The organism is Methylocaldum szegediense, assembly GCF_949769195.1.
Taxonomy (GTDB): Bacteria; Pseudomonadota; Gammaproteobacteria; order Methylococcales; family Methylococcaceae; genus Methylocaldum; species Methylocaldum szegediense.
The window spans coordinates 1,923,239-1,940,093 of record NZ_OX458333.1; the positions used below are offsets into that span (position 1 = coordinate 1,923,239).

Annotated in this window: 12 protein-coding genes, 1 tRNA gene and 1 CRISPR repeat array; of the genes, 6 read left to right on the forward strand and 7 right to left on the reverse strand. The window is 55.2% G+C overall.

Translation table 11 applies throughout. From position 1 onward, the window contains the following. Window positions 1-17 precede the first annotated feature (17 nt). The 3 genes from QEN43_RS08150 to QEN43_RS08160 form a co-directional block, all read right to left on the reverse strand. Window positions 18-647: an anti-phage-associated DUF3780 domain-containing protein gene (locus QEN43_RS08150; protein ID WP_317963932.1), complete on the reverse strand. Its 630-nt coding sequence runs from the start codon at window positions 645-647 to the stop codon at window positions 18-20. Between the two features lie 7 nt (window positions 648-654). After that, window positions 655-3,774 (reverse strand): anti-phage-associated DUF499 domain-containing protein, encoded by a 3,120-nt coding sequence (locus tag QEN43_RS08155; RefSeq protein ID WP_317963933.1) that lies wholly within the window; start codon window positions 3,772-3,774, stop codon window positions 655-657. A gap of 636 nt (window positions 3,775-4,410) precedes the next feature. Beyond that, a complete protein-coding gene (locus QEN43_RS08160) occupies window positions 4,411-5,268 on the reverse strand; it encodes a hypothetical protein (protein ID WP_317963934.1) in 858 nt (285 codons plus the stop codon). 821 nt (window positions 5,269-6,089) lie between these two features. Here QEN43_RS08160 and QEN43_RS08165 point away from each other — a divergent pair. After that, window positions 6,090-6,320: a hypothetical protein gene (locus QEN43_RS08165; RefSeq protein WP_317963935.1), complete on the forward strand. Its 231-nt coding sequence runs from the start codon at window positions 6,090-6,092 to the stop codon at window positions 6,318-6,320. 280 nt (window positions 6,321-6,600) lie between these two features. On the opposite strand, the gene QEN43_RS08170 is transcribed toward QEN43_RS08165, so the two are convergent. Further along, window positions 6,601-6,677 (reverse strand) — tRNA-Arg (locus QEN43_RS08170). Between the two features lie 140 nt (window positions 6,678-6,817). Here QEN43_RS08170 and QEN43_RS08175 point away from each other — a divergent pair. The 4 genes from QEN43_RS08175 to QEN43_RS08185 all read left to right on the forward strand — a co-directional run bounded on the left by QEN43_RS08175 (window position 6,818) and on the right by QEN43_RS08185 (window position 11,551). Continuing rightward, a complete protein-coding gene (locus QEN43_RS08175; protein ID WP_202901096.1) occupies window positions 6,818-7,723 on the forward strand; it encodes a tyrosine-type recombinase/integrase in 906 nt (301 codons plus the stop codon). Between the two features lie 134 nt (window positions 7,724-7,857). After that, entirely contained in the window at window positions 7,858-8,049 is a 192-nt protein-coding gene (locus tag QEN43_RS21735) for a helix-turn-helix transcriptional regulator (protein WP_084161843.1), read from the forward strand. Between the two features lie 121 nt (window positions 8,050-8,170). Then, window positions 8,171-10,915, forward strand: a complete 2,745-nt coding sequence (locus QEN43_RS08180) for a hypothetical protein (protein WP_026610083.1) — start codon at window positions 8,171-8,173, stop codon at window positions 10,913-10,915. Between the two features lie 252 nt (window positions 10,916-11,167). Then, a complete protein-coding gene (locus QEN43_RS08185) occupies window positions 11,168-11,551 on the forward strand; it encodes a hypothetical protein (RefSeq protein ID WP_036268155.1) in 384 nt (127 codons plus the stop codon). A gap of 1,034 nt (window positions 11,552-12,585) precedes the next feature. Further along, window positions 12,586-12,985: direct repeats of the CRISPR family, unit length 37 nt; unit sequence GTAACTCCCGGCTTAATAACCGGGAGTGGATTGAAAC. 46 nt (window positions 12,986-13,031) lie between these two features. Here the strand turns inward: QEN43_RS08185 and QEN43_RS21740 are convergent. The 3 genes from QEN43_RS21740 to QEN43_RS08200 all read right to left on the reverse strand — a co-directional run bounded on the left by QEN43_RS21740 (window position 13,032) and on the right by QEN43_RS08200 (window position 16,335). Then, entirely contained in the window at window positions 13,032-13,997 is a 966-nt protein-coding gene (locus QEN43_RS21740; RefSeq protein ID WP_449814913.1) for an IS481 family transposase, read from the reverse strand. A gap of 576 nt (window positions 13,998-14,573) precedes the next feature. Further along, complete coding sequence (locus QEN43_RS08195; protein WP_026611887.1) at window positions 14,574-15,743, reverse strand: NnrS family protein; 1,170 nt, start codon at window positions 15,741-15,743, stop codon at window positions 14,574-14,576. Between the two features lie 229 nt (window positions 15,744-15,972). Next, window positions 15,973-16,335: a DUF488 domain-containing protein gene (locus tag QEN43_RS08200; RefSeq protein ID WP_026611886.1), complete on the reverse strand. Its 363-nt coding sequence runs from the start codon at window positions 16,333-16,335 to the stop codon at window positions 15,973-15,975. Window positions 16,336-16,459: 124 nt separating this feature from the next. Between QEN43_RS08200 and QEN43_RS08205 the strand changes: the two genes are divergently transcribed. Beyond that, window positions 16,460-16,846, forward strand: coding sequence for a DUF1820 family protein (locus tag QEN43_RS08205; RefSeq protein ID WP_235726704.1), 387 nt, complete (start codon window positions 16,460-16,462; stop codon window positions 16,844-16,846). Window positions 16,847-16,855: the final 9 nt, after the last annotated feature.

The following is a 16,855-nucleotide window of genomic DNA, read 5'->3' on the forward strand; positions in this document are numbered from 1 at the left end:
CAAGCTCGATTTATTCGTCAGTTATCGTCATCAGCAAACAAATCCAGGGTCGGGCGATCGCTGTCCTTCGTTTCACGCTCTCGTCGGGCCCGAGGCTGCAATAGTTCGCTTTGGGCGACGTCACCCAGCGCATGGCGCAGGGCGAGCCGCCAGCCCTTGTTGCCATCCGCGACGCTACCGGTGCTCATGGCGGTCATCCCGAACAGCCACCAACGCTCCTCCGGGCGTAGTGCAAGCCAGTTGCGAATCGCCACGGGAATCTTGTCCATGTCCATATGCTCGACGGCCCAGGCCAGTACGCAGAGTTCCTTGCCGAGCAGTCGATCCACCCGGTTCTCGCCGACTTTCCAGGCGGACGTATTCAGATCGTGGGCCTTGAGCCGGGCATTGAAAGCGCGTTGAACCTCGCCTCGTATCGCGGTCCAGCGGGAACGATCCAGCAATACCCGGTCGATGACCGCTTGGCTCTCGCTCGCGGCCTGCAGTCCGAGGTATTCGCTGATCAGTACACGCCCGGTATTGGTCTTGGGAATGATGACCTTGAAGTGGTGCGGGTCGCTCGTGGCGGGCACGCCGAATCCAAGGGTTGGGCGAGCCGAGGGGGCTGTGTTCTTGGCGGCCTTACGCGTTGGCTGCGCCTTGGTCATGCGTTCGCTACTCCTGAATCACGTCTCCAGGGCGCAATTCAATACCCACAAGCTTGGCAAACTCCTTGACATCGAAACCGGTTTCGAACTGGATACCGTCGGCAATGGTTATAGCCACCGGTGCTTGAGTTTCGTTGAGCACTTGGCGCAGGCTATCGATAACGCCTTCGATCATGGCTGCCGTCACTTCGCGTTCCTGAAATCGGACGGTGACCGTGTTTTCGCCCTCGCCGATCTCGATACGCACGCCCTTGAAGCGCGTGCCGGGCCGATCGCGGAAACGGTTGATCACGCCATAAACCCGATCGGTGGTATCTAAGGCGACCCGCTTGCTGTTGAGCCGGGCCGGTTGCGTATCGATGATCTGGACGGTCTTGTCGCCGCTGGCCGGGATCTGGAAATCGGCGGTCTTGCTGGCTTCTCCGGCACAGGCGTAAACCAATAAGCGCACGGCCTGCGAACCGATCTCGAAAGGTCCTTCGTAAGGGATTCCGTTCTTCGGATTGGATCCGTCCAGGGTATAAAACAACTCGCCCCTCGGGGTACATTGCAACGTCACCCGGCGCTTGTCGGCCAACGGATCGACCTGGTGGCGAATCTTGAGATCGGCTACCCAGCGACGCGCGGGCCCTGACTCATACCGGCCGCTTGGGTCTTTGACCCAGAAGTAGAGAGTAGCCTCGGTAGTCCGGAAGTTTTCGGGGTCTTCCACTTGCGGATCTTCCTCCGACACATCCGGCTTGGTCGAATAGTGGATCACCGGGCTATCGCCTGCGTGACGCGGCGTCAGGCTCAGAATGGACTCTCCTGTTTCGGGATGGGTACTCTGCAAAGAAATATTGACGCTGGTTTTTTCCTTCGGAAAAGGGCCTTTTTCGATGTAACCGTCTTCTCCCAAGCGCCAGCGTCCTTGTTTGAGCGCCTCCGCCTTGAGGGTGTCCAACCCGCCGCTGCCCGGCATCCAGGGCCAAGCCGGATTGGTCTTGGCGCGACCGACCACATCCTTCCAAGGGGTGCGGCGGTTGTCCTTGCCGGAAGGCCAAAGTTCGGCTTCGGCCAAGGCAAAGTACTGGGCGAAATCGTCCTGCAAGTCCATCGCCAGCTTGTAGTTGGCGCGGGGGCTTGCCAGCAGCGCCTCGATTTGCGCCTCGGCGGACTGATCGCCGCGGCCTATGCGCAGCCCGTTATCGATAGTGACGCTAACTAGGGTTTCCCGGCCATCCATCTCGTCGATGCCGGGGAAATAAAGACGGTTATAGGCAGCGGACAAGGCCTTGTTGAAGCGATCCTTAGCCTCTTCCAACCGGTCTCGCGCTTCCTCGAACAGGGTGTCGCCGGGTTTGAGCCGTCCATAGATCTGTTCGATGGCGTAAAACTCACGCAGCCGATCTTCGACCGCATCGGCCAAGTGGCTGTCCTGTCCCGTCAATACCAGCAGATTGTTCTTTTCCTGCTGGAACTCGAAGAAATGATTGAGCTCACTCGGAGGCACGCGGCCATCCGGCCGGATCACAATGAGCACGCGGGGACCGCTGAGCCTGAGCTCTTCAAGGCGGGGTAGAACTTGAACGTCCTGGTAGGCATTTCTGCGCTCCGGTTGCAGGATGCCGGTCAATCGGTTGATGAAAGCCTGATCGATCTTGGGTTGCGGTATTTCCTTGGCATTGCGCTCGATCTGCCGAGACAGGTTTTCAGTTTCTTTGATGAAGAAACGTTGTTCCTCGCGGTGCAGATACCAGGCCTGTTCGCGCAGACGTTGTATCGCCTCGAGAAACTCGTCCGGCTTACGGTTGGGCGCCGCCAAGTATTCGATAAGCTCACTCTCGGACAGACCGATGCGGCCGCCCACAGCCCGGGAAAGCGAGGAAGCCAGAAGCAAGGTCATCACTTGGCGGGCGGCGTCACCTCCCAAATCATCGTCGATTACCTCGGCAATGGCGTGGCCGTTGTCCGCAATATCATGGGCGACCGCCGGCATCAGTTTAGGAGCGATGCGTTCGATTTCGTCCTTGACTTGTTCGTCATTCAGATCGAGATGTTGAGTGCCGATCAGGAACACATCGTCGAGTTCTCGCTGCGCAACGCTTTTCAGAAGGCGAGCGGTAAACTGCATGAGTCCCCGTGTCTGGCGGAAACCTTCGTTTTCCTTGAATAGCGCAACCAGGTGTTTGAAAGATGGATGAAACGGATAGGTCTCCCGTACCTGCTCCGCGATTTGTTCAAGACTTGCCGCGATAATGTAGCCGGCATCTTCAGCCTTCTTGACCTGCTGCGCATATTCTTCGGCGACTTCGGCAATCACGCGCTCATCCGGAAGCTCATCGATCAACCGTTTCTTGAGGATTTCGTAAATTTCATTACTCGCCAATTGGACCGGAGTAATGGTCATGGCCTGGCGACGGGTCTCCTGCTGAAGGTTGGAAATGGCTTCCCTCAGCGCCTTGGTTTGAGCCGTGTAACTGCCCGAGAGATTGGCTATGACGATACAGCACCTGGGTAACTCGAGGGCCGCGCTCATCAACGTGCTGAGACTGTAGACCACCATGTTCGCCAAAGTACCCTGGCCAAAAACCTGGGTGCTCGCGTTATCGAGGTAAGGCGGCAGCTCATCAAGCAAGATCAAGGTTGGCCTATCGCCGATGATCTCTTTCCATTTGCGTTGATCCACCGCTTTGGGACCGTTGACCCAATAGGGCTTTATGGCTTCGTCCTCACCCAATTGGCTGGCGATCTCGCCCCAGATGTAGTTGTCCGGGTTGTTACGGCCATTGAATGCGGCGATGCGTGCGCTACCAAAATCAATGCGTTCGTTCAGCTCCGGCGCAAGTACGTCTTGGCGTAGATGTGGGTGGCGCGCCAGCAAACCCAAAGCGATCATCATGTGGGTCTTACCGCCACCCATGGCTTGAGTAAGCTCAAACACCGCCTGATCGGACTTACCGGAAAGCCGCAACATCCCCTCACGGAAAAGCTGCTCCATGCCATGGGTAACGTAGTTCCTGAGAAAAAACTCTCGACCGTCCCCTGCATCGTTAATCAGGTCTGCCAGGTTTTCGATGCCCTGACTCATTCGATAATCCTGGATGACAGGATTGAAACGGCAGGCCTGCTTAACCGTCTTGATCATACTTGAACGCTCCCCCCAACTGTTCCTGTTTGCTCTGAGCTTCTTCAGTGGCGATGCTATGTTTTCCAGTAATCCTGGATCAACGCTCTTGTAAATATAGTGGGATATTACGGACGGCCTGCGATACGCAGCGCCTCATTCAGATGCGGCTCGCCGGAAAGTCTGCATTGCAACCTCAGGGGTAGCATGCTCCTTGCCGGAAGCCTCGGAAAAAATATCACAATATACTGTAACGTCCTGTACCGGACAATCAGGAGGTCGGAGTCGCCTGCCCCCTTCGGCTGCTCGTCCTTCGCGCGATGCGCTACACGCAGCTTTACTGAACGGGGCGGCATTCTTACAAGCCAGTTGCTCAAGGTGTCGTATTCTGTGCGTGGACTCTTTTGACTTAAGTTGATCAACGTCTACTCCGACGCGAGATTCTGTTTGCACAGCTTCTCGACTGCATCGATCAGATTCCGGATCTCCGCCGTCGAGTAATGGGTCCTGATCCTTCCCGCGACATGCCCAAAAAATCCTGCCGATCCTCCAGACTCACCTCAGCCGGGTGCTGCCCGACCAGTATTAACCCAACGCAGGTAAGCCGCTCACCGTGCGACAGAGAGATTTATTTTGTGGGGATGGATCTAGGCCGTGCTATCGGATCGCTTTCAAAAGACGGCTCTCGTACTTCTTGCGAAGATCGTGCTTCCAGCTATCCATCAAGTAGAAGTATCCGGAAATCCCCGTTCGAACGTGCGGTCCACGCGCTTTCTTGGGAAGAGGCTTTTTGTAAGCCCTGAATTCAATTTTGCCGTTAACTCTTGGGTCGGCGTAAATCACCCAATTTTCCATTTCGCTCGTGTAAGACTTAACGTTGTCTTCGCAGGTGATCTGGAATCCTAAATACGCTAATCGCTGTTCGGCCCAAGCCAGTTCACTCTCGTTACGGAAAGTGCCGCCGAAAATGAAGCCTTCATCAATCAGCTCGGGTTCCCGATCTGGTGCAATGCGATAAAGGACCTCCGAAGCTTTGCGCTGTCTTCGTCGCTCTTCTTCTTGAGCTTTCTCGATCTGTTCTTCGGCATGAAATTTTTCATGCCAATACTCCTTAGCGAGCGCAAAAGCCGCCTCCAAGACTGCACAGGGACGCGTGTTACCCCAGCCGACAAGATGGCGCCGAAGTCCTTCTGGAACAGCAAACCCTCTTTCGTAGGGAGAGGTGCTCTCCCCACCACATAATGGACAATAGGCACGATCAGAAAAATAGGAACCCTTTTCCGGAGCGAGAATCTGCGCAAGCGACACAATAGTCTCGGCGGTTCTGTCTAGCCAACCATAGGTTTCTTGTCTTGACTCGCACGAAAGATAACTCTTGAGCGCCTCTTGAGCTTCTTTCGGCACTAGGTTGAGAATGGTGTATCGCGCCTCACGCAGCCTATCCTCAAGAGCATTTATCTTTTCTTCGTATGGTTCGACAATGGCAGAAAATTCTGGAAATCGATTCTTAGGCATCGTCAGTCCTTTATCACGAACTTACCCCTCAAGAAAGTACGCTAGTCCACGATGAAATTTCACTTGGGCGACGTTTGAAGATCAATAGCGCTCAGTTTGGATATCTCATATGTTCCGACGTCTTGAATCCCGCGATTTTCGTGAACACAAGCGTTCGCCGTAACAACCCAGCCTTCTAAACAGAAGGCCAATCGGCATTTGAATGGACTATGACACCTTTTTAATATTATCGCCTGCCTGCTTCAAACCTTCTTGCTCCACAGTAAAGCCAGCGCAGCCACCGCTTCGCCACGTTCAAGCCAGCCGGTCGCTTCTGCAAAATGCCGAATACGCTCCAAGGTCTTGGGCGTAGCTTTCCTGCGCAGAACTGCCGAAATATCATCGGGGTGCGTAGCCCATGGCCAGATCGCACGACCAACCGTCTGGGCTTTACTGAGCAGAAGTCGCTGCGCTCCGAAACCCGCCCTCGTTGATATCTCCCCGATGGAAGACCGGCACGCAAGCTGGAAAGTCCTACAGCTCGCGAACATTCCTGATTTCGCTTGCCATGACGGCCTCCCCGTGCAGCTTAGGTAGATTTTGTCCAGCAGAGCGAGCGGTTCGATCACAAACGGACGATCCGCCTTCAACACCCCAGCGGTAATCTCCGCGAATCTGCTAGCGGTGTTCAGAATTCGCGAGCGCTGTTCAGAAATGGGGGCAATGCTAGTGGAGGAAGAACGGACTAATCTTTTTAGCATAGCGGCAAACTCGATGGCCCGAGATCAGGAAGACACAACGAAGTGGACGAAAAAACAGAAGAACAGACAGGAGCTATTCTGATGAACAATGTCGTTCAGTTTCCCGGAAAATCCAAGGAGCCTTCTGATCACAGCCTGGCTCTGCTGACGCTCGACGAGGCTTTCCGCGGTGTCGTCATCGCCTGGATTCAACTCCGGGACATCAAGCTGGTGGACAAACTCTTTGGATACGTAGTCGAGGGATACAATAACGGTACCTACGTGATCGACGTTCCCGAAAAATACTGGACTCCGGTAAAAGAGGAAACTTAGCTAACGCGTGCAGGATTCGACAGGAAGCAAAGGACCTGTTTCAAACGTCCGACGGTTAGAGCACTTCCCTAAGTGAATGATCACGGACCATCGGTATGCCGATGGTTTTCCGCGGGAACAAATTTGTCTATCTCATTCTGGATGGTCCTTGCCCCCTATTGAGCCTGAGCTTTCGTCAGACGGTAGGCATGAAAAAACCCTTTGCACCGTTCAGCGTGAATGATTTGTGAACGAGAAAGGGTTCTAAGGAGGGCAAGAACTCTATAGTCCTTGACTTGAATGGCGCGCCCGAGACGACTCGAACGTCCGACCTTTGGCTCCGGAGGCCAACGCTCTATCCAACTGAGCTACGGGCGCATGCCGCGCAATCAATAACTTACCGCGCATGTCCAAATTAGGCCAACGCCCTGTGTCACACTTCTGTCACAGAGGCGATTATGGCGACTATCCGAAAACGGGGGTCAAGTTGGCAGGTTCAGGTTAGAAAAAAGGGGCAGATGCTCTCCAAAACCTTCGAGAGAAAGACAGACGCTCAGACGTGGGCGGCCGAAATCGAGGGACAAATCGGCAAAGGTACCTTTGTAAATCCTACATTCGCCGAGCGCACGACACTCAATGAGCTTTTGGACCGATTCGAAGCGGAGATACTACCTTCGCTTCGCGGGCAGAAGGCCGAAAAAACCCGGATCAAACATCTACGGCGTGAACTTGGCAAGCATACCTTGGTGGAACTCACACCTTGCCGTTTAGCGGAATTCCGACAAGAACGCTTGAAAGCTCTTAGTCCGCAATCGGTCAAGCACGAATTGGGTTTGTTGAATCGCGTCTTAAAGTTGGCCCACGGCGAATGGGGAATCCATTTGCCGGGAGGCGTTCCGACAGTAAAGGCTCCGCGACTGCCGCGAGGGCGGGAACGGCGCTTAGAAGCCGGTGAGTTGGAGCGGTTGCTTGAAGCGTTGGCAGTGTCGCCGACGGCACAGACAATGGTTCAGTTTGCACTTGAAACAGCGATGCGGCGGGGTGAGCTGTGTGCAATGCGCTGGGAGGATGTTGATATGCGCCGAGGGGTGCTTCACATTCCTCAGACGAAGACCATGGTACCGCGAACAATTCCGCTGACGAGCAAGGCTGTCGCGATTTTAAAGAGATTACCGCGAAATCTCACCGGGAAAGTCTGGAACATGACGCCTGACGGTCTTACCCATGCGTTTGTTAAGGCGTGCCGTCGAGCGGGTATTGAGGACTTGCACCTTCACGACCTTAGACACGAAGCGACAAGCCGACTGATTGAGAAAGGATTGAGTACCATGGAGGTATCCGCGATTACCGGGCACCAGAGTCTGGACATGCTGAAACGCTACGCGCACTTAAGACCGGAGGACATCCGGGAGAAGTTGGGGTAAGTACGATGTCGGCGGATTAATGAGGGGATTAGCGGTGATTTGCGGTCTCTTGACTAAGTTCAAACCGTGCGTTAAAAATGACGACGCCTGTCGCATGTTTGTGACAGTTCTTCCCCCACCAGAAGGAACCGTTAATGAATAGGGACGATTCGATCATATTCCGCAAAAGGCCGTTAGCGCAACACCTTGGAGTATCGATTTCGACGCTCGACCGGCTGCGTGCTACCGATCCTACCTTCCCCCAAGAATTTCGCTTAGGAAAGCGTGCAATCGGCTTTCTTCGAGCCGATGTTGAGCGGTGGCTGGCGTCTAAACGGACTAGCTAGCCACAAAGAAAAAAACCCCGCATGGACGCGGGGCGGGATATCTACGTAACCTGTTGATATCTTAACAAATTCCCGCCTTCTGTCCATTGCGGCCCGTAACATTCAACCATTGGGACTCGCAATGAATTCAATTACTTACACGCAATTCACCAAATCCAACGGCCTGTTGACCAAGACTATCGAGCTGGCCAACGGCAACATCATCAAGGACGCCAGTCAATGTTCCATGGTGCTCGGCGAAGCCAGAACGATAGAGACTGATTTCGAAGGTTTTTATCGCTTCCTTTTAGCCGCCAATGATCCTGATTCGCCGAACAATGTCGCGATCGGACAGGGAGTTTGTGACTTCGAGCGGGTGCAAATCGCTTCGCGGAAACTTTTGCCGAAGTATCCGTACGCCATTTCCCGCACAAAACAACACTTTCGGTTTCCCGACGGCGAGGCTGTCTGGCTCATCGACTATGACCCACCAAAGAACGGCGTGCCGTTAGGTCGTGAAGATGTTTTGGCCGCCTTTGAGGCGGTGATTCCGGGATTCGCGCAAGCCGAAAAGATCATCGCATCGTCGACTTCATCGGGAATTTATCGAAGTGCCCCAGGCAAGGCTGATTTCGAGGTTATCGATGGGGCGGGTGACCGATGTGTGAGGCTAGTGCAAAGACCTGCTATCGATGCCGGCGGCATGCACATCTACATTCGCGTGAAGTCTGGCGCTGACATCCCGAGGGCGACCAAAGCGTTGTTCAAACGGCTCTGGCTGGCTGGGCACGGTCGGATTGAAGTCTCGAAGTCTGGCGCGATGATCGAACGAAGCATTATCGATGTCGCGGTGAGTAGTCCTGAACGGCTGGACTTTTGCGCGAGGCCGGTGCTTGGCGACGGGTTGCGACAGTATCGGCGTGATCCTGAACATTGTCCGGGTGTCGCTTTGGACACCACACGGATTGCCGACCTGACCGAAGCTGAGGAAGCGCTGTACCGAGAGCTTGTCGAGGCTGCGAAGGAAAAGGCGCGTCCGGAAGCCGAAGCACTTGGGCGAGTGTTTCGAGAACGGCAAAAACGAGACCTAATCGCTCGAGGCGTCCCAGAACGGCAGGCAGAACAAGACGTTGAACGTGCATACAGTGAAAACCGCGTTCTAACCGGATCGATTCCGCTGATGTTCCGGGAACATGGGCGGGCGAGTGTCGCCGATGTCTTGCGAGATCCGCAGAAATTCGATGGCGCTGAGCTGCTTGACCCATGGGATCCGGACCATGAAAACCGTTGGCGGGCGAAGTTGTACGTCAACGCCAATGGCCGAGCGATCATTGTGCACAGCTTCGACAGGGGAGGGGTTAACTATCGCGTTGAGCGGACCGATGTCATAGTTCGGGAAGGAGAACCACATCGGGCGGTTCAAGCCTGCGAAGACGCACTTCTGTGCGAGTCGGAACCGAAAGTGTTTCAGCGGGGCGGCGAGTTGGTGCGTGTCGTTCATCGCGAGGATAGCACCACGGGGGCGATTCGAAGACCTGTCGGAATTGCCGAGATCCAGCCACTGAACGAGCATTCGCTGCATTTGATGCTGGCGCCGCTGGTGCGATGTCGGAAGCCGAACGCGAAGGGCGAGTTGGTAACGCGAGACTTGCCGGAACGTGTCCTGAAAATGTTGCTGAACGGCGGCGAGAGTCGGCTGCCGAACCTGGCGGGCACAGTGTCTCATCCGACTCTTGCGCCGGATGGAAGGGTGGTGGAAGCGCCAGGCTACGACCCTGAAACCGGCCTGTTTTTGGACCTGCGAGGTTGCAACTTTGAGCCTGTCCCGCAACATCCAAGCCGAGAGGATGCCTTGGGTGCGCTGGGCGTGCTTCGTGAAGCCGTTTCGACGTTCCCGATTGCGACGGATGTCGACGAAATGGTGTGGGTTGCTGCTCTGCTTACGGCGGTGATCCGCCGAAGCCTGCCTACAGCGCCACTGTTTCACATCGACGCGCCGACAGCGGGTAGCGGCAAAACCTTGTTGGCGCGGGCGATCGGACGAATCGTTACCGGCTTGGAGCCTACGACAACGGCCTACACCGACGACGAAAACGAGATGCGGAAACGGTTCACGGCGCTGTTGAGAGAGGGACACCCGGTTATTTTGCTCGACAACGTTTCATCTCAAATGAAATCCGATGTGATTTGTATCCTGCTGACGCAGCAATCTTTTTCTGATCGGGTGCTCGGCGTGAGTCGGAATGTGCATGTGCCGACGAATTGTGTTTTGGTAAGCACGGGCAATAACACCTTGATCACGGGTGACCTGACCCGGCGAGTGCTCGCTTGCCGGATCGATCCACAATGCGAAAGGCCATTTGCGAGATCGTTCGATCGGGATTTCCTGGCGTATTGTGATGAGCGTCGAGAGAGCCTGATTGTGGCGGCACTCACGATCCTGCGGGCGTATGTGTGTGCCGGTAGGCCGAATGTGGGTGCGAATGTTTTGGGTTCGTTCGAGGCGTGGAACCGCGGGGTACGAGATGCCTTGATTTGGCTGGGTTGCGCTGACCCTGTGGACAGCCTCAGCGTCAATGCCGGTGAAGATCCCGAGAGCATCAACCTGGGTGGGCTGTTGGAAGCGTGGCATCGCGTTTACAAAGGCCGGCCCGTCACTGCGGCGAAGGCTGCGCGTGTGGCGGATGTTGTGTGTTCGGAGGAGGATCGGCGTGCGTTAATCGAGGCTATGGAATGTGTTGCAATGGGGCGAAATGGTGCAATTGATTCGCGACGTTTGGGCGAGCACATCCGGAGACGCAAAGGGCAAATCGTGGATGGTAGGCGGTTTATGTCGGCTGGCACTTATCAGGGTGTCGCTTTGTGGAGGGTTGAACTTGCGGGGTAAATGTCTCGTGGGTCTGATTTTTTCAGACCCACCACGTAAGTGTTTGATTTTAAAAGGTCTTGTGGGTCTCGTGGGTCTCGTGGGTCTGTCTCTAACTCGGCTAGCAAAAAATTTTTGAAAAAATAAAATTAGTAGAGAGTTGGAAATTGACCCACCAGACCCACCAGACCCACCAACATCTTACAAATCAATAACTTAGAAACTACTCCACATATCCCAGACCCACCAAACATTCAACATGGACGTAACACAATGAAATCTAACGACGCTTTTTCCCCAAAGCAACGTCTCTTGCTGTACAGACTGGCAGAAGGGATGAGCCAAGCTGAAGCCGCACGTCAAAGCGACTTCCATCCAACAGCCGTCTGTCGATTTTTGCAAAAGCCAGAGGCCAAGGCCGAACTCGAAAGGTTAATGGCGGTTGCCGAGCAACGCTTGATCGAGCGGTTGCCTGCCCTGGTAGACAAGGCGCTGGACGTTCTTGAGGCGGCGTTGACCGCCAGGCTAAACCCCAATCGCCAGCTTCGGGCAGCCCGGATCGTTTTGGAAACGGCTTCCCGTTTGGTGCGGAAGGCGAACAGCGACGGCGGCACCATTATCAATCAGCCGCCCGAACCACCGACCGATTCTCACTGATCTCAACATTCGTCATGGAGGACGACGACAATGACCGATCTGCTCGATTTAGCTTTTACCTTGGAAACACAGGCCCAAACATCTCGATGGATGCCCCGCGGCTTTCGTAGCTGCTGCAAGGCGATCCGACAAGCGATTCAATCCGGGGATTTGGTAAGCGCTCACCACTGGCTAAATTCTGTGTGGTGCCCCGACACTAAACATCTGCTCCGGCCAGTGCGGGAGACTCTACAGGACCGCATGACTGAAAGGGAACACAGAATTTTTTCGGCTCTGGTGCATGAGCCTGGCCTTCCTTCTCGGCCAGGGAAGCTAGCACATCAAATTCTCGAGGCCAAAATTCGAAAGCTGCAATCGCAGTACTGACGGCGCCAGCCTCTCTGTCCTGCCGCCCCACGAGGGGCGGTAAGGGCTGCCTACCCCGCCTTCGCGCCTTTTGTGGGCAGGCTATTTTCGTCACTGTGACAAAATCAGCTTGTCGAACAGCGTCATTGGCGCTGTCTCTCGGTTTTGAACGACCAAAAAATTTCCGATCGAGGCTATATACCGCGCGCGAGCTCGCACAGAAAAAAGTATGGCCGGGGTTAAAAAGTTGGCACGGGTTTTGCGGTGGAACTATATTCGCATGATTTGTGCCAGTCTCGAAGGCGCATGGTTACTGCATTTTAAGTTGGCACGGGGTTTGCTCGTGGAAAAATGTATGAGGAACACCACGGGCGAAGATCGGCGAAACCCTGGCGAGGGCGAGACCCATGAGATGCTCTACAATTACCAATGTGTGACAAAATTGTGACGCGATACCGAGACGCCACGGCTATGCTACATTTCGACGCCTAAGGAAGAATGTCACCAGGGAGGGCTGGTTTTTTGTCACACTTTTGTCACACTGACTGTGACAAACCCTTGCTGCTGGGAGACCGCAGATTCAGCGGTTGTTTTTGTAAACCCTTGTGACACAAGGCGTTTTGGCTGAAATTTGGCGCGCCCGAGACGACTCGAACGTCCGACCTTTGGCTCCGGAGGCCAACGCGGAGGTAACTCCCGGCTTAATAACCGGGAGTGGATTGAAACAGGGTAAGGCATGACGCTTGTGTCTTTGGCTACCTGTAACTCCCGGCTTAATAACCGGGAGTGGATTGAAACTTATGTGTGCCGCGATTAGCGGTAGTTTTTCACTCGTAACTCCCGGCTTAATAACCGGGAGTGGATTGAAACCATCCTCCACCATGCGCGCGTAATCGACGCCCGAGGGTAACTCCCGGCTTAATAACCGGGAGTGGATTGAAACGGTAAGTAGTCCCAGCAATGCGCCCGTTGACCCACGGTAACTCCCGGCTTAATAACCGGGAGTGGATTGAAACAGCAGCTCGTAGCGCTCGAACAGGCCGTCCGGCCTGGTAACTCCCGGCTTAATAACCGGGAGTGGATTGAAACCAGCACCGAGCGCTCTAGCGCCAGGCGCAATTCGGTAACTCCCGGCTTAATTGTCAAGTCCCGCACGATTGTAAACCCTCTTTCGAAAAAGATGAGGATGGGACAGTTGCCAGTTTTTGAGAGTCTGAATTGGGGTGAGATGGCCTAAGGCCTTTTGGGGAATGTGATGATTGTACAGCTCGACATAGCGGTGCAAGGTGGTGTCCAGATCGGCGGTTGAATCGAAGTGATGGGTTTGCAACACCTCCTCGATGCGGCCATTGAAGCGTTCCACCAGGCCATTCGTTTGGGGCCGGCCCGGCGGAATCAGGCGATGTTCGATGCCTTGTTCAGTACAGAGGCGGTCAAACTCATGCGTCCCCGAGGGCTGCCGAGTTCGGGTCAGGAAACGGTCGGTAAACTCCGAGCCGTTGTCGGTCAGGCATTTCTGGATGCGGAAAGGCGCGGCCTGAATCACCGCTTTGAGGAAGTCCTTTGCGCTTAAGGCGGTGCGGTTGGGCTTGAGGGCGACATAGACCCAGCGGGTGGCGCGGTCGATGGCGACGAACAGGTATCGGCGGGGTTCGCCGTCGATGGCGGGCAAGTACTTAACATCCAGGTGAAGGAAGCCGGGCTCATAGGCCTTGAAGGGTTTGACCTTCGCCTTCTCTGTAGGCGGAAGCAGGGTCTTGAGGGACGCCACCCCGTGGCGGCGCAGGCAGCGGTCTAGCCCGGAACGGGACACGGCGGGATTGAGAAATTCCCGGGTCACGGCCAGGAGATCATCCAAGGGGAGGAGCAGAGCTTGGCGGAGGTAGACCACGATGGCTTCCTGGGCGGGCGTGAGCGTGGTTCTGAGGGTGTGGGGCCGGTGTGAGGCATCTTCGACCGAGGAGCGGTGTTTCCACTTGCGGACGGTCGTTCGGCTAATGCCATGCTTTTGGGCCAAGGCGCGCTCGCTCAACGTGGACGCTTGAATGGCCTGCCGAACGGCCGGGGTGGTACGGGCGTTCTTATGAAGACGAATCTGCATGGAGAGAAACCTCACTTGGACGAACCGAATATCTCCTGGAGAAGGCTCCGGGCTTCAAACAGAGCATAACTCCTTCTCGGTAAATAATCATACGGGACGTGACACTTAATAACCGGGAGTGGATTGAAACCTGATGACATAGTCCTCGGTCGTTCTCCCGTAGGCGGTAACTCCCGGCTTAATAACCGGGAGTGGATTGAAACGACAATTAAGCAAACTGCCGTTATCGAGAGATGACAGCGTTTTCGCCGGGATAACGTCATGGTGATTTTGTGATTTTGGGTGAGTCCCGTTGCTCGGCGGGCAAATCACCTGGTCGCCATGCTCCTGCTTGGTGGAGACATCCCCGCAACAGCAGCGTGCGCTTTCGACCGTATGTTGAGTACAGTCCTTCAGACAGGCTCAAGACAAACTTGCCGAACGTTTTGCTGAGCCTATCGTAGGGCATGAAACAGAATCTACGTTAGAACCTCCCTAACCTGGCGTGAAAGGGCGAGGAAGCGATATGTAGGGCGATTTCGTCGATTCGTGTCCCCCTGGATTAGGCGACAACGCGTATCGACGTTTAGGCTTCTATCACTTGAGACGCGGTGCCAACAGGATGGGAAGATAGCGCACCACGAACACGACATAGGCTGCGCTCCACAACCCTACCGCGGCCGCCATGGCGAGCCCACCCGGTTGCGCAAAAAGGCGGAAAGCAGTTCCGAGAATCATCATCACGAAAGCGACGGTCATCGAAGGAAAGGCTTGCAACGGCCTTCCCGTGTGGCCCAGCGCCACTCGAGCAGCGACCCCGAGAATCATCGTGCCTATGGCTCCGTAGCCGAGGGCGTGCAACCCGCTGTCCCATGCCCCTGCATGGTCGAGCAACATGCTCGCGCCGAGCAATGCCAATCCGACGGGTATCCAGGCATAGCCGACGTGGAGAATCCAGAGTAGCGGTTCCGCATAGGCCAGCCAGCCACGCCACCGGCCAAGGCGGATAACATGGAGCACGGAGGCAATGAGCCCCAGAGCACCGAATCCCGGCGATTGCGGCATAAAAACGAAACCAAGCGCGAACAGCAAGCTAATCGCTACGGTGGTGCCGTCGAAACGGTCGAAAGGTGGCAAACTGACGCGGAGTTCAGGCCGATTCAAACGCAGCCAGTTCTGAGTAAAGCTGGGAATGATCCGACCTCCGATTAAAAGAATCATGCCGATCACAAGGCATAACCCGGTACGCAATGCTGCTTCCTGCGCTGCCACATCGCCGGATGCGACGAAAAAGAAATAAACCTCGGTCGCGAGAAATGCGAGCAGCAGGCCTAGTACTTTGTAGTTGCGAGCGTTTCGTACCGCGACGACCTCGCGCGCGACTAGCGACAATAACCCTCCCCAAAACACGACACCGGCAAACGCCCACAAAGCCGTTCCAACAAGCCCCGGGAGGAATGCTCCCAGCCGGGCGCCGATCCAAGCCGCACACAGGATCATGAGCGGTATTCCCGCAACCGGCGAACGGCCGGTCCAGGTGGCAACGGCCGTCAACAAAAACCCAGCGATCGCAGCCCCAGCGAATCCGAAAACCATTTCATGTCCGTGCCGGACCGCAGCAGGGGGTATATTCGGCCACATTAGGATGCCGCCGAGATGGAACCCCCACGCCAACACGGCGAGGACAGCGTAAATACCGACCAGCAGAAAAAAGGGGCGGAAGGCGTAACTGAACAAAACGCGAAAATCGAGATGAATCGGGTCCATAATGGTTCCAATGTGCGAAACCCTGGGGCCTATCCCAAGTCGGCTCCGGTTCCCGCCGACTGCACGCGAGACCAGCTCTTTGATTCGGCTCTAAGGCAAACCATCTACAGGATAAGCACTCAAGGAAATTCTGCTTAATCCCTTCGCAAGACCGGCCCTGAGCCCTTCGACTTAGCTTTGAACAGGTCTTTCGAAGGTCATGATCGGAATTCAGTTGCTTGGGACTTCCTCAGTCCGAGCGCTGAGCCAAGCGCTTCGATAAATATTCCGCCAACGCTATCGCACTGTTGTGCTCCGTGTCGCGAGCGCTGTAAAGCAACGTAATGTTTCCTCGGGTTGCGGCTTCCAGAAGCGGGCGAATCACTTCGGGCTTGCGATCCAATTCCGAGAAGTAGCGCTGCCTGAATTCGTTCCATTTAGACGGTTCATGCCCGAACCAGCGCCGAAGCTCCGTACTCGGCGCCGCCTCCTTGATCCAGGCCGTTATCATCAGCGCTTCTTTTGTGATACCTCTAGGCCACAACCGCTCGACCAAGTAGCGTTCGCCATCGCCGGACGCCAGCGGTTCATAAACACGTTTCACAAACACCATGACGGATCTCCTCTCCTGCCAAGCCAAAAACCGGTAGCGGTATGCACACCGTTTGCCTCACCGATCGACGCCGTCCCATCCCTATTCCATAGGACCGCGTCGAGCTTTGGCGTTTTCCCTTATAATGGCCGGAATTTCCGTCTACTTCGAATTTCATCCCAAGCGCCGAATCAAAATCGTCATGTCGGACAATCTGATTTATAGGGTCGTTTTCGTCAACCAGAACCAAGTTTACGAAATCTATGCGAAAAGGGTGTTTCAGGGCGAGATGTTCGGGTTCGTGGTGATCGAGGATTTTGTTTTCGGCGAGAATTCGTCCGTGGTGGTGGATCCCTACGAAGAGAAACTGAGGGCGGAATTCGCCAATATCCGGCGTTCGTTCATTCCAATGCACGAAATTATTCGCATTGATCAGGTCGAACGTCGCGGAACTGCCAAAATCATTCCGCTCGACCGGGAGGCCGCGCAGTCCAGTAAGGTCACGAAACTTTACGTGCCCGATAAGTCGTAGAAACAGCCG